Raw genomic sequence first — 12,024 nt, forward strand, 5'->3', positions numbered from 1 at the left:
AGCATATGAAAAACATCGGCTACTTAGCCCAAGATATCTCGATTTTACATCGACAATACTATAAAGATACCCGCAAGAAGTTCAATGAGATCAGTCTTAACCCAACAGCTGCCTGTATTTTATTGGCTGTAAGCGACTATGAAAACATCACCCAAAATCAAGTAGCCCGCTCATTAGTCATTGATAAAGCCCTAGCTACCAGGGAAATCAACAAAATGGAAAAGCTGAATTACCTATCGAAGACAGATGGTGCCGGCAAAACCAAAATTCTCAACCTAACCGACAGAGGTTCTGAAATAGTCGACCAAGTGCAACATATCAGAAGCCAGTGGTGGGAAGACCGCTTCGCTAAGTCTGGCATCGATAAAGACAGTCCACTAGTATCTTCTATTGAAGCAGTCGTATCGACAATAGTAGGTCCAATAGACGAAAATTAAAAAAATTATTTTCAAAAAAACTACCCCGTAGCGTTATATCACTGAAAATTACCGGTAAAACGTCTTATGAAAATGGTAATTAAGTAATTACTTGTAACGATAAAAAAATAAAATTTCAAAAAAATACCCAGAACGACAAATAGTGACGCACCCATATTATAGAATCTTTTATAAAAGGGGGCGGCTAATATGAAAGAAATAGAATCAGAATTACTAAGTGATTCATATCAAGGTTTGGCCGAGATTATAGGAGTAGACAACATGCTAAAGATTCGCCAAAGCTATGGCGGTACACAACTGCAGCTGCCAATGCGCTTATATGATGCTAAGAAATTACAAAAGAAACTCAAAGCAATGAACGTCAAACCAGACCAAGTAATGGATCTGTCACGCAAGTACGGCTATTCACCAAGATGGATCAAACAGGCAATAAAGTAGGGAATAGTCCGTCGATTCCTAATAGGAAGTTAACCACTTTATTGACTATATTGGGTCAAATAAAAAGAAGAGGATATTACTAAGACTGCATCAATGTATTGCAACCTTAGTAATATCCTATTTTCGTAATCAGTACCATATCCATTTTGACTAGAATGTGAAACAGAATAACGTATCAGAATATCAGATCAAATAAGGAATAGAACACCTATCCCTAAAAGAGTAGAAAATAAATAAACCATAGATCCGTTATTTAGACCGGAATAGCAAAGCCGATTTGGCTCAGTGGTGAAATTTTACTTAGCGCTTCAGCGCTTACGTAAAAGGCCGAGCTTGGAAATGCCGCGCACTTTGCGGTAGTTTCAAGTCGTGCCCACCACGTTCCAGCCAAAATCGGCTTTGCTATGGAGGACGACATACTTATCCCACTCAAAAAAGCAAAAAAAAGCGTTTGACAACGCGTGATTTCTATTAATCATGCATACTCAAACGCTTTTTTCTTTGCTCAAGACAGTCTCGATACGAATCATTTTGGTGATATTTTTCGGAAGGATTTGTTTTAAATTATTACGACGATTCAAAACAACCATCGAATGGTCGTAATCGTTGATATTTAGGATTTGCAATTCATCACCTAATTTGATATCGATATTACTCAAAATCTTGAATAAATTATCGTCCTCAGTAAAGTTGATAATCTTAAAAGTAGACGTGGAAATGGATTGATTGGACAACAAATCATATTTGGAAAATTCGGGAACTGGTGTGTTGATAGGAATCACGTTTCCATGTGGACAATTCTGAGGATAATCTAGATAAGTATTCAGCCGGTCGATCAACAATAAATCAGGCTTTTCGCACAAAGTAGATGCCTTATCATAGACGTCACTCAATGGAATATCCAGTTTTTCATAGAGCCAGGTTTCGAGTAATCGATGCTGCTGAACGAGTGGAATCACGGCATTCAGTCCCTTTTTAGTCAATTTAGAACCGTAATATTTCTTGTATTTAACCAGACCTAACTTTGATAAATGCTGCGTCCGATCAGAAACCGAAGCCTTACTCACATTGGCCTTGATCGCCAGATCAATATTGTTCACATTTTGGAAGCTGCCGCCTAATTCAAAAATCAATCTCAAAAAATTCAGATCATTCATTGTTGTTCACCACTTCTATCTATTTTTGAAAATCAAGTCATCTAATAGTAGGGAATTAGTAAAAATATGTGAATACATACCAACCAAAACTTCAGATGTTAACCAATTATTGGTAACGAATTCTTCACTGTTGATCTCATCTAACACTTCTTGATGGGTTTCTTTACGCATAATAAACCTCCTTTCGTTAACTTAGTTAGCCGTACCTAACAAAAATGATTATAAAGTTATATGAATGCTATATTATATACGAATTGTATTATTAATATAATTACGCACGGTTATAACGTTGCTGTTAACGGATTTAATATAACATATTTATTTTATTGAAAATAGTTAAGGAGGGGTTAATTTAAAAATTATATATCACATAATATAGCACCAAAAGGCTTTAAAATGGGCACGTAATCGCTTTCTATAATTTTTTCAAAAAATTGCAAAAATGTATTTTTTTATTAGGTAGCCTTAAAAAATAGTTTACATAGATTTAAAAAGGGGTAGAATGTTCCTTGAAAAGACGAGTACGACTTGTCTTAAAAAAGAATTGGAGGAAAAAACCAATGTCAAAGCAAAACAACACATTTGAACGTGTTCTAGTTGGTGTTGATGATTCTGCCGATGCTCAATTAGCATTTAGATATGCAATGCGTCGCTGTATCAGAGACAATGCCACATTGATCATCACTTCTGTTTTGGAAAGTGGCGATATGAATGTCTATCAAGCACTTACTCGTGACTATGTTCATGGTGAGCGTCAAGAACTAGAACAACATATGCAGGAATATCGCAAAGTTGCTTTGGAAGCCGGAGTTAAAAAGGTTGAACTTATGGTGGCCGAAGGGGATCCCGGCGAGACAATCGTTAAAGATGTCATTCCAGCAGCTGAAGCTGATCTTCTAGTAATTGGTTCATTATCTAAAAAAGGTATCAAAAAATATTTCGGTTCCCAAGCCGCATATATGGCGAAGTATTCACCTATCTCAGTAATGATTATTCGCTAACAAATCCAAAATAAGGGGAGATTAATATGGCTGAAAAGCATAAATTAATCGAGTACGCTAACGGTCCTTCTCTACAAGAGATCAACGGAACTGTTGATGTACCAAAAGGAAAAGGTTTCTTCAAAACATTATTCGCCTATTCAGGACCAGGAGCTTTAGTTGCTGTTGGTTATATGGATCCAGGTAACTGGTCAACATCTATCACAGGTGGACAAAATTTCCAATATCTATTAATGTCAGTTATTCTTTTGTCTAGTTTAATTGCCATGTTGTTGCAATATATGGCTGCTAAACTAGGCATCGTGAGTAAGATGGATCTAGCGCAAGCAATTCGTGCTAGAACTAGCAGATCATTAGGTATCGTTTTATGGATTTTAACCGAGTTAGCTATCATGGCGACTGATATTGCCGAAGTTATTGGTGGTGCCATCGCTTTGTACTTACTATTCCATATTCCATTAGTAATCGCCGTATTCATTACCGTTGGTGATGTTTTGGTATTACTACTTCTAACAAAGATTGGTTTCAGAAAAATCGAAGCTATCGTTGTATGTTTAATTCTTGTCATTTTATTCGTATTCGTTTATCAAGTTGCATTATCAAACCCAGATTGGGGTGGCGTCTTCGCAGGATTCATTCCAACAGGTAAGACCTTCGCAACTAGCCCTACAATTGGTGGACAAACACCTCTAAGTGGAGCTTTAGGTATCATTGGCGCCACAGTTATGCCTCATAACTTGTACCTACATTCAGCTATTTCACAAACAAGAAAAGTTGATCACGCTGATGAAAAATCAGTTGCACAAAACGTTCGTTTCTCAGCTTGGGATTCAAATATCCAATTGACAGCTGCATTCTTCGTTAACGCCTTACTACTTATCATGGGTGTTGCCGTCTTCAAGAGTGGTGCCGTTGAAGATCCATCATTCTTCGGTTTGTACCAAGCACTTTCAGATACATCAACCTTGAGTAACGGAGTTTTGATTGCCGTTGCCAAGTCAGGTATTTTATCAACATTATTCGCTGTTGCATTGCTTGCATCAGGTCAAAATTCAACTATCACTGGTACTTTAACTGGACAAGTTATCATGGAAGGTTTCGTCCACATGAGAATGCCTCTCTGGTTACGTCGTTTGGTTACACGTTTGATCTCAGTTATCCCAGTTTTAATCTGTGTTATGTTAACAAGTGGTAAGAGTGCCATTGACGAGCACGAAGCTTTGAATACATTAATGAATAACTCACAAGTCTTCTTAGCCTTCGCCTTACCATTCTCAATGTTGCCATTACTATTAATGACAGATAGCGCCACAGAAATGGGTAACAAGTTCAAGAATGCTGCCTGGATCAAATTCTTTGGCTGGTTATCAGTAATTGCATTGACAGTTCTAAACTTGATTGGTCTACCAGACCAAATCAAAGCTTTCTATGGTGACCACATCACATCAGGTCAATCACTACAAGCAACAATCATCGCCTATCTATTGATTGCCGCAGTTCTAGCACTATTAATTTGGACAATCTTAGATATGCATAAAGGTAACGAAAGATTAAAGAACGTTCTAGCAAAAGAAAATGTTACATCAACATATGAACATCTAGCTAAAATGTCCGCTTCAGCAAGTTCAGAAGAAGAATTCGATAAAGAAGCAACTGCTGAAAGAAATTCAGAACAAAGATAATAATTTTAAGTAACAAACAAGGAACGAAAGGTTAAAGTAGCAAACTGTTTCATTCCCATCACACAAAACAATTGATACAACAAAACCAAAAAATGGAAAGCCAGCGGCTTTCCATTTTTTTATATCAAAATTCCATCACAGTGATCAATTTCATGTTGAATAATTTCCGCCACGAAATCGCTGAATTCCTGCGTATGTTCATTAAAATCAGTATCAAGATACTTAACAGTAATCTTCTTGAAACGAGTAGTTTCCCGCTGACCTTCTAAAGATAAGCAACCTTCAGAAGTCGAGTAAGAATCACTCTTACTTATAATAGTAGGATTAATCATCACCACCGCCATTAACCCCAACGAAAAGACAATCATCCGCTTATTTTCGCCAATCATATTAGCCGCCATACCAACACAGTTCTCCGCGTTAGCTTTTAAAGTATCCCGAAGATCCTGAGCAATCGCTAAATCTTTTTTAGTAGCCAGTTGTGCTTTTTGTTGTAAAAAGTTCTGATCGTGATTAATAGGTCGTATCATTTTGCACCTCACATATAATTGTTTCCATTATACGAGACAATAGTCGCCGAATTCAACGGAAAAGTTATAATAGAAGTAGTAAACAATTCAAAGGAGGAAATCCAATGAACCTACTATTTGCCATCGATGACCGCGTAGTCGACCAACTCTTGACCACCCTGTATTCCATCAAATGCAACACCACCGCCAAAAGTTTTTCCGTCTATGTGATCCAAGATAAGAAACTGACCCACACCCAACGGATAATTCAGTTTTGCAAAAAACTCAAAATGACCTATCACCCAATCATAGTTTCCAACGATCACTTTGATAAAGCACCAGTGACCGACCGCTATCCTAAAACTATTTATTATCGACTGTTGGCTTATGAATACCTACCTAAGAACCTCAAACGCGTTCTTTATCTGGATACTGATGTTTTAGTAATCAATGACTTAAAACGCCTCTACAACATGGACTTTGACGGTTATTGGTATGCTGCCGCCAGCCACGTGGCACTGGACGTGACTGATTCACTCAATAAGATTCGTTTAGGAAATTATGACACCAACGGCTACTTTAATTCCGGAGTTATTTTGATGAATCTGCCAGCCGAAAGAGAACACGTCAAAGCTGAAGATATTTACGGCTACATCAGAATTAAGAACTTAGCGCTATTCTTACCAGACCAAGACATCTTAAACGGACTATACGGCCAACACATCAAAAAAATCCCCGACGAAATCTACAATTACGACGCCAGAATGAATCCATTATATTATGCCAAAAGCAATGGCCAGTGGGATATCGATTGGGTGATCGAACACACTGCCATCCTCCATTTCTGTGGAAGAGACAAACCTTGGAAGGCCGACTATAAAGAAAGATATTCAGGACTTTATAAACACTATGCCCACGTTGCCAAAAATTTACATTAAAAAAATATTCTTATGTAAATAACAGCATCTATTCAGTACACAGACTAGAATAGGCGCTGTTATTTTGTTTATTAAAATATTAACAAAACGTATATCAAAGTGATATCACAATGATATAAAAATGATATAATAGAAGCATGGCAGACAAAACGATTGCATTAAGATTAGACAAAGATTTATACGACCGGATAGCAGAGGATGCCAGCCGTGACAATCGTAGTATCAACAACTATATCGTCACCAAATTAAGCGAAGCAGTCCCAACCAATAACCTCGAGCAACGCCAAATCGTCGGATCTATCGTGAAGGGGGATAAGATCAACATGGCAAATGATCTGATCGAAGTCAAAGGAATCTACTATCGCTATGACCTGTTGGCAAACGATGCTGTCAACGACGCCAGAAATTACCAAGTCATCAAAGCCAACGGCAACATCCTCACCATCCAAGAAATAAAATAAGAAGAAGGCGCAACAATGTTAGGATTTAAAGTAGTACGTCAAAATCATGTCGGCTTAGTCGAGACCCTCGGGAAATACCGCCGCGAAGTCAGAGCCGGATTAAATTTTTACGTCCCAATTTTTCAGAAAATCAGAATCGTGGACCTGGCAATGATACCGCTAGCCCTACAAGGTTATTCCGTTATTACCAAAGATAACGCCGAGGTACAAACCAACGTCACTTTAAATTATCACGTCACAGACGCCAGAAAATTCGAATACGAAAACAGCAATTCCGTTGAATCAATGGTCCAATTAGTCCGTGGACACTTACGAGACATCATCGGTAAGATCGACTTAAATGAAGCCTTAGGTTCAACCTCGAAAATCAACGCCGATTTAGCCTTTGCTATTGGAGATTTAACCAACACTTACGGCATCAAAGTCGACCGTGTCAATATCGACGAGTTAAAACCATCAGCATCAATCACTGAATCAATGGAGAAACAAATCCGAGCCGACCGTGAAAAGACCGCTGCCATCGCTAAAGCTAACGGTGAAGCCAGAAGTATCGAAATCGAAACCAAAGCCAAAAACGACGCTACTGTTTCTACAGCTAAAGCCGAAGCTGCCGCCACAATCGCCAGAGCTGATGCCAAAGCTTATGAAATCAAGAAACTAAACGAAATGTTAGCCTCAGCTGATAACAAATACTTCACCGCCCAACAAATTCAAGCTTTTGCCAATTTAGCCGATTCACCAACCAATACTGTAGTTATGGATAAAGATTCAATCGGCAAGTTCTCCGAAATACCAGTTACAGCACAAGTAATGAATCAGATGAGTAATAAATAATTAAATAAAACTTATATCAAACAAGAATAAACCATTAAGACCAATACAATTGCGAAACGTAAGGCCATCCATTATAATATGGATGTAACCGAAAAGAGACCACAGGAGGGTAAGTCCCGTGATCTCAATCATGACATCGAATAGTTTTGGTGATGGGCTAATCCTTTGGATTAGCCTTTTTGAATATCCAATAAGCAATCGCATAAAGAATCGATGCAACGCCCAATTGGACTAAGAACTCTGAGAGTTCATTCAAGACTCACCGCCACGCATCCTTTCACTCATAGTTAACCCTCCATTTCACCAAAGTTGACCGAGGGGGTACAACTGTTCGTTTATGAAAGCCACTAAGCCAATGAAGATAACTACTCTCCAAAAACATGACTATACTTTGATTATAATGGGCTTTATAGCTTAGCACTATTCGAATTCAGTATATTGAAAAACAGATTTCCTTATAAAAGATCAATCCTGCTGATTGGTCTTTTTTTCTATGCCAAAATAAAATTCTTGACTATATGTCTATATCGACATATACTATTAATTGTCGATAACGACATAAGGAGACACTTAAACATGGAAAAAACATTTAAAACTTTAGAAGACTTTTTAGGAACACACTTTATTTACACTTACGATAACGGTTGGGAATATGAATGGTACGCCAAAAACGACCATACCGTTGACTACCGCATTCACGGTGGCATGGTTGGTGGCCGCTGGGTGACTGATCAAGAAGCTAACATCGTCATGTTGACAGAAGGCATCTACAAAATTTCTTGGACCGAACCAACTGGAACCGACGTGGCACTCGATTTTATGCCTAACGAGAAGAAACTCCATGGAACCATCTTCTTCCCAAAGTGGGTTGAGGAACATCCAGAAATAACTGTCACATATCAAAATGAACATATTGATTTAATGGAAGAGTCACGCGAAAAATACGAAACTTATCCAAAACTAGTTGTCCCAGAATTTGCTAACATCACTTACATGGGTGATGCTGGACAAGACAACGAAGACGTTATCAGTGAAGCACCATATGCAGGGATGCCTGACGATATAAGAAATGGTAAATATTTCGATAAAGACTATAACCGAATCAAAAAATAGATTAGAATGGTATACGTGGATGACGTATATCATTTTTTTGGAGGAATTATGCCTAAGAGACGGATATTGCCGTACGTATTGCTCGGTTTAATAAATAATAAGGGAAAATTGTCAGGATACCAAATCAGCCAAGAATTCAAAAATGAAGTTGGCGAATTTTGGCATGCCTCACATAGCCAGATCTATCCCGAACTAGCTCGCATGAAAACAGACGGCTGGCTAGAGGATGAAGACGATGGTAAATCGACCTACTATTTGATAACCAAATTAGGACAATCCACTTTACGAGCTTGGTTGGCAGAACCCTTGAATGACGACGACAATCTATTTTCTCTAAAACTGTACTTTATCCGTGATCAAAGAGATCCCTTGATGGAACACTTACTCACTCAGGAACTCGCAATTAATCAGGACAAATACGCTCATTTACAGAAACGCTTGGAAACTGTCTTCTTTGATGAGCAACAAATAAGCGAAAATTATGGCCACTATTTGATTTTGACACGGGCTATCGAACGCGAAAAAAATCATATTGCTTGGCTCCAGAATAATCTCAAAAGACTTGTCTAGTACAGGTCTTTTTTGCTTGGAAAAATTTAACTCTCTTATAAAGATACTAATAATAGGAAGAAACACGACAAAATTAATGAAGAATTTCACGAAGAAATGTCGAAACGTATGTCATTGTACATGTCATTTGTAGTGCATAAAGCATTTTTAGAGTACAGCGTAATTTGCTATTTTATTAGATGTGGGATTTTGAAAAAGAAAATTGACCAAGATATTTTATAGCCATCACGCATATCTGATTTAACTTGAAGATTCGTATATTGAGGTTGAAAACTCAACAGGGTAGAATAAAACTCCGAGTAAAAGTGCAAATACTTGATTTTTTCGAGTAAACGTTACCAAAATGTTAAATTTTTCAAGATTTATTGTTCCAAAAGAACAAGTGGACTATACTTTTTATACATGCTTTAATAAGCTGGGATTTTTATGTATATAATTTATAATAATTTTTATATATTCGGAGGACGAAGTGGAATCAGAACAAACAATTAGTATGATGCAAATTGTCGGCATCCTACGCAAACATATAAAAGCAATTTTGGGGACAACAATCGTTGTGACATTAGCCGCAGCGTTTCTTACTTTTTTTGTAATGACGCCGAAGTACAGCGCTACCACACAAATTTTAGTAAATCGTAAATTGTCAGAAGACATGCAATCAGCACAATTTCAACAAGTTCAGGCTGACGTTCAGATGATTAGTACTTATAAAGATATCATTACTAGTCCTACTGTTTTAAAGAGCGTTAATAAAGAAGTTAAATCTTATCCTGGATATCCAGGGTCTATGAGTTCACTGAAAGATTCTTTATCGATAAGTAATTCTCAAAATTCACAAGTTTTTTCAGTTACTGCAAAGTCAACTGATGCAGGTACGGCGGCAGCCATTGCAAATTTAACAGCAAAAATTTTTAAGAAAAAAGTTGTTAAAATAATGAGTGTTAATAATGTATCAATTGTTTCAGAAGCAATTACAAATACAAAGCCGGTTAGCCCTAGAAAGACTTTAAATATTTTGGCTGGTATTGTATTAGGAATGGTCTTAGGTGTGGCATTAGCATTTATTCGTGAGTTAACCGATAGAACCGTAACAAATGAAACATTCTTAACGGATGATTTAGGACTAACAGCTTTAGGTACAGTAACAGAAATTGATCAAAAGGATATTGAAAGAACTGTTGAACACAAGAAATTTCAATCTAAATTGAATACTCATAATTCAGCAAGAAATCATAGAAGGGTTTAGGAACATGGGATTATTTAAAAAGAAGACAACTAAGTTAGATAATTATAGTTTGAAACATGGTGTCGGTTTGATCACATATGATGATCCTACTAGTACTATTGCCGAACAATTTAATACAATTAGAACTAATATTCAATTTTCATCAGTTGATAAGAAACTTAATTCAATTTTGTTTACTTCTTCTGCACCTTCTGAAGGCAAGTCAACGGTAAGCAATAATGTTGCAGTAACTTGGGCTAAACAAGGAGAAAAAGTTGTATTAGTTGATGCTGATCTTCGTCGTCCAACAATTCATAAGACATTCAATGTAAGCAATCGTGTCGGTTTATCAAGTTATTTACTGGGAAATGCATCATTTGAAGATATCGTTCAACCTACAATGGTTGAAAACTTATATGTAATTACTAGTGGTCCAATTCCACCAAATCCATCAGAACTTTTAGGTAGTATGAGAACTAAAGATTTGATTACACGTCTTGAAGATAAGTTTGGATTGTTAATCATGGATGCCCCACCAGTAAATACTGTTACTGATGCACAGGTTCTTTCAGCACAAATTGATGGGGTTGTTTTAGTCGTACCTCAAGGAATTGCTGAGAAAGCTGGAGTTGCTCACGCTAAGCAATTATTAGATACAGTTCACGCCAATATTTTAGGTGTAATTATGAATCGTGTTACAAAACAAAAGTCACAAGGCTATTATGGTGGATACTATGGTGGTTATTATGGCGGATATTATGGAGCTGATAAAGAGAAATGAAATTAATTGATTTGCATTGCCACATATTGCCAGGCGTTGATGATGGTTCCAAAGATATGCAGATGTCATTAGATTTGGCTAGGGCAGCTGTAGATCAAGGAATCACTAATAGTCTGGTTACTCCCCACCATATGGATGGAGAATATACTAATCATAAACAAGATGTGATTAGAAAGACTGATGAGTTTCAACAAGCTTTAGATAAAGAGGGAATACCATTAACTGTATTTGCTAGTCAGGAAGTTCATCTGACTGGCGAATTAATGAATGCAATTGCACAAAATGACGTATTATTTATGGATGAAACCAATCGATATTTACTTTTAGAATTACCACACAGTGGGGTTCCAGAGTATACAGCTGATATGATATTTGATTTAACAACTAGAGGCATTACACCAGTTATTGCCCACCCAGAAAGAAACCATGGTTTTCAAGAAAATCCTGATAAGATTTATGATTTTGTTAGAATGGGATGTTTAACGCAGTTAACTAGTAGTAGCTATTTGGGTGTTTTTGGTAAGCATGTGCAAGAATTAACCGAGAATATAATTAAGGCAAATTTGGGTTTTGTTTTTTCCTCGGATGCACATAATTTTAAAGGACGTAGGTATTTGATGAAAGAAGCCTTTGAGAAGCTAAAGAAAGAAGAGGGAGTTCGTAAAGCTGAACTGTTCAATTTGAATGCAAGAAGTGTTATTAATGGTGAAGACGTGGAAAATGTAAGTTTTATTAAAATATCTAGTTTATCAAAGAAAAGAAAAAAGTTTTGGTTGTTTTAGAATGATGAAGTGCAACAGAAAAGTTAGACAAAATTATATTTTTTAAATTACTAAGGTATGTTCCCTGTATTCACGGGGGGACATACCTTTTGTTTT

General features: G+C 37.0%; 15 protein-coding genes. 12 read left to right on the forward strand and 3 right to left on the reverse strand.

What is annotated here, in order from left to right; translation table 11 throughout:
• Window positions 1-5 precede the first annotated feature (5 nt).
• Both U8521_RS05030 and U8521_RS05035 read left to right on the forward strand, forming a co-directional pair.
• Window positions 6-437 carry a MarR family winged helix-turn-helix transcriptional regulator gene (locus U8521_RS05030; protein ID WP_334352055.1) on the forward strand — a complete coding sequence of 144 codons (432 nt, stop codon included), beginning with the start codon at window positions 6-8 and terminating at the stop codon, window positions 435-437.
• 189 nt (window positions 438-626) lie between these two features.
• Window positions 627-875, forward strand: coding sequence for a Mor transcription activator family protein (locus U8521_RS05035; RefSeq protein ID WP_334332124.1), 249 nt, complete (start codon window positions 627-629; stop codon window positions 873-875).
• 485 nt (window positions 876-1,360) lie between these two features.
• Here the strand turns inward: U8521_RS05035 and U8521_RS05040 are convergent, their stop codons facing one another.
• Both U8521_RS05040 and U8521_RS05045 read right to left on the reverse strand, forming a co-directional pair.
• A complete protein-coding gene (locus U8521_RS05040; protein WP_334352056.1) occupies window positions 1,361-2,032 on the reverse strand; it encodes a metal-dependent transcriptional regulator in 672 nt (223 codons plus the stop codon).
• Window positions 2,033-2,047: 15 nt separating this feature from the next.
• Window positions 2,048-2,203 (reverse strand): hypothetical protein, encoded by a 156-nt coding sequence (locus tag U8521_RS05045; protein ID WP_334332127.1) that lies wholly within the window; start codon window positions 2,201-2,203, stop codon window positions 2,048-2,050.
• Between the two features lie 389 nt (window positions 2,204-2,592).
• Here U8521_RS05045 and U8521_RS05050 point away from each other — a divergent pair, with 389 nt between their 5' ends.
• Both U8521_RS05050 and U8521_RS05055 read left to right on the forward strand, forming a co-directional pair.
• Window positions 2,593-3,033: a universal stress protein gene (locus tag U8521_RS05050; RefSeq protein WP_334332128.1), complete on the forward strand. Its 441-nt coding sequence runs from the start codon at window positions 2,593-2,595 to the stop codon at window positions 3,031-3,033.
• Window positions 3,034-3,059: 26 nt separating this feature from the next.
• Window positions 3,060-4,715, forward strand: coding sequence for an Nramp family divalent metal transporter (locus tag U8521_RS05055; RefSeq protein WP_334352057.1), 1,656 nt, complete (start codon window positions 3,060-3,062; stop codon window positions 4,713-4,715).
• A 119-nt stretch (window positions 4,716-4,834) separates the two neighbouring features.
• On the opposite strand, the gene U8521_RS05060 is transcribed toward U8521_RS05055, so the two are convergent.
• Window positions 4,835-5,245, reverse strand: coding sequence for a peptide deformylase (locus U8521_RS05060; protein WP_334352058.1), 411 nt, complete (start codon window positions 5,243-5,245; stop codon window positions 4,835-4,837).
• Between the two features lie 104 nt (window positions 5,246-5,349).
• Between U8521_RS05060 and U8521_RS05065 the strand changes: the two genes are divergently transcribed.
• The 8 genes from U8521_RS05065 to U8521_RS05100 all read left to right on the forward strand — a co-directional run bounded on the left by U8521_RS05065 (window position 5,350) and on the right by U8521_RS05100 (window position 11,928).
• Window positions 5,350-6,162 (forward strand): glycosyltransferase family 8 protein, encoded by an 813-nt coding sequence (locus tag U8521_RS05065; protein ID WP_334352059.1) that lies wholly within the window; start codon window positions 5,350-5,352, stop codon window positions 6,160-6,162.
• A 137-nt stretch (window positions 6,163-6,299) separates the two neighbouring features.
• The gene (locus U8521_RS05070) at window positions 6,300-6,623 is read left to right on the forward strand and encodes a toxin-antitoxin system HicB family antitoxin (RefSeq protein ID WP_334352060.1); all 324 of its coding nucleotides are present in this window, start codon (window positions 6,300-6,302) and stop codon (window positions 6,621-6,623) included.
• Window positions 6,624-6,638: 15 nt separating this feature from the next.
• Window positions 6,639-7,457 (forward strand): SPFH domain-containing protein, encoded by an 819-nt coding sequence (locus U8521_RS05075; RefSeq protein WP_334352061.1) that lies wholly within the window; start codon window positions 6,639-6,641, stop codon window positions 7,455-7,457.
• 576 nt (window positions 7,458-8,033) lie between these two features.
• Window positions 8,034-8,570: a phenolic acid decarboxylase gene (locus U8521_RS05080; protein WP_334352062.1), complete on the forward strand. Its 537-nt coding sequence runs from the start codon at window positions 8,034-8,036 to the stop codon at window positions 8,568-8,570.
• Between the two features lie 48 nt (window positions 8,571-8,618).
• Window positions 8,619-9,140 carry a PadR family transcriptional regulator gene (locus U8521_RS05085; RefSeq protein WP_334352063.1) on the forward strand — a complete coding sequence of 174 codons (522 nt, stop codon included), beginning with the start codon at window positions 8,619-8,621 and terminating at the stop codon, window positions 9,138-9,140.
• A gap of 469 nt (window positions 9,141-9,609) precedes the next feature.
• Complete coding sequence (locus tag U8521_RS05090; protein WP_334352064.1) at window positions 9,610-10,386, forward strand: YveK family protein; 777 nt, start codon at window positions 9,610-9,612, stop codon at window positions 10,384-10,386.
• A gap of 4 nt (window positions 10,387-10,390) precedes the next feature.
• Window positions 10,391-11,146 carry a CpsD/CapB family tyrosine-protein kinase gene (locus U8521_RS05095; protein WP_334352065.1) on the forward strand — a complete coding sequence of 252 codons (756 nt, stop codon included), beginning with the start codon at window positions 10,391-10,393 and terminating at the stop codon, window positions 11,144-11,146.
• Window positions 11,143-11,928 (forward strand): tyrosine-protein phosphatase, encoded by a 786-nt coding sequence (locus tag U8521_RS05100; protein WP_334352066.1) that lies wholly within the window; start codon window positions 11,143-11,145, stop codon window positions 11,926-11,928. The genes U8521_RS05095 and U8521_RS05100 overlap by 4 nt, the downstream gene beginning before the upstream one ends.
• The last annotated feature ends 96 nt before the right edge of the window (window positions 11,929-12,024 follow it).

The sequence above is a fragment of the Companilactobacillus miaonis genome (assembly GCF_036913615.1).
GTDB lineage: Bacteria > Bacillota > Bacilli > Lactobacillales > Lactobacillaceae > Companilactobacillus.

Bases quoted from the DNA above. Each gene is read 5' to 3' on its own strand.
- U8521_RS05065 (WP_334352059.1), top strand. From the start codon at position 5,350: ATGAACCTACTATTTGCCATCGATGACCGCGTAGTCGACCAACTCTTG.
- U8521_RS05060 (WP_334352058.1), bottom strand. From the start codon at position 5,245: ATGATACGACCTATTAATCACGATCAGAACTTTTTACAACAAAAAGCA.
- U8521_RS05075 (WP_334352061.1), top strand. From the start codon at position 6,639: ATGTTAGGATTTAAAGTAGTACGTCAAAATCATGTCGGCTTAGTCGAG.
- U8521_RS05040 (WP_334352056.1), bottom strand. From the start codon at position 2,032: ATGAATGATCTGAATTTTTTGAGATTGATTTTTGAATTAGGCGGCAGC.
- U8521_RS05095 (WP_334352065.1), top strand. From the start codon at position 10,391: ATGGGATTATTTAAAAAGAAGACAACTAAGTTAGATAATTATAGTTTG.
- U8521_RS05045 (WP_334332127.1), bottom strand. From the start codon at position 2,203: ATGCGTAAAGAAACCCATCAAGAAGTGTTAGATGAGATCAACAGTGAA.
- U8521_RS05030 (WP_334352055.1), top strand. From the start codon at position 6: ATGAAAAACATCGGCTACTTAGCCCAAGATATCTCGATTTTACATCGA.
- U8521_RS05070 (WP_334352060.1), top strand. From the start codon at position 6,300: ATGGCAGACAAAACGATTGCATTAAGATTAGACAAAGATTTATACGAC.
- U8521_RS05055 (WP_334352057.1), top strand. From the start codon at position 3,060: ATGGCTGAAAAGCATAAATTAATCGAGTACGCTAACGGTCCTTCTCTA.
- U8521_RS05100 (WP_334352066.1), top strand. From the start codon at position 11,143: ATGAAATTAATTGATTTGCATTGCCACATATTGCCAGGCGTTGATGAT.
- U8521_RS05035 (WP_334332124.1), top strand. From the start codon at position 627: ATGAAAGAAATAGAATCAGAATTACTAAGTGATTCATATCAAGGTTTG.
- U8521_RS05080 (WP_334352062.1), top strand. From the start codon at position 8,034: ATGGAAAAAACATTTAAAACTTTAGAAGACTTTTTAGGAACACACTTT.
- U8521_RS05085 (WP_334352063.1), top strand. From the start codon at position 8,619: ATGCCTAAGAGACGGATATTGCCGTACGTATTGCTCGGTTTAATAAAT.
- U8521_RS05050 (WP_334332128.1), top strand. From the start codon at position 2,593: ATGTCAAAGCAAAACAACACATTTGAACGTGTTCTAGTTGGTGTTGAT.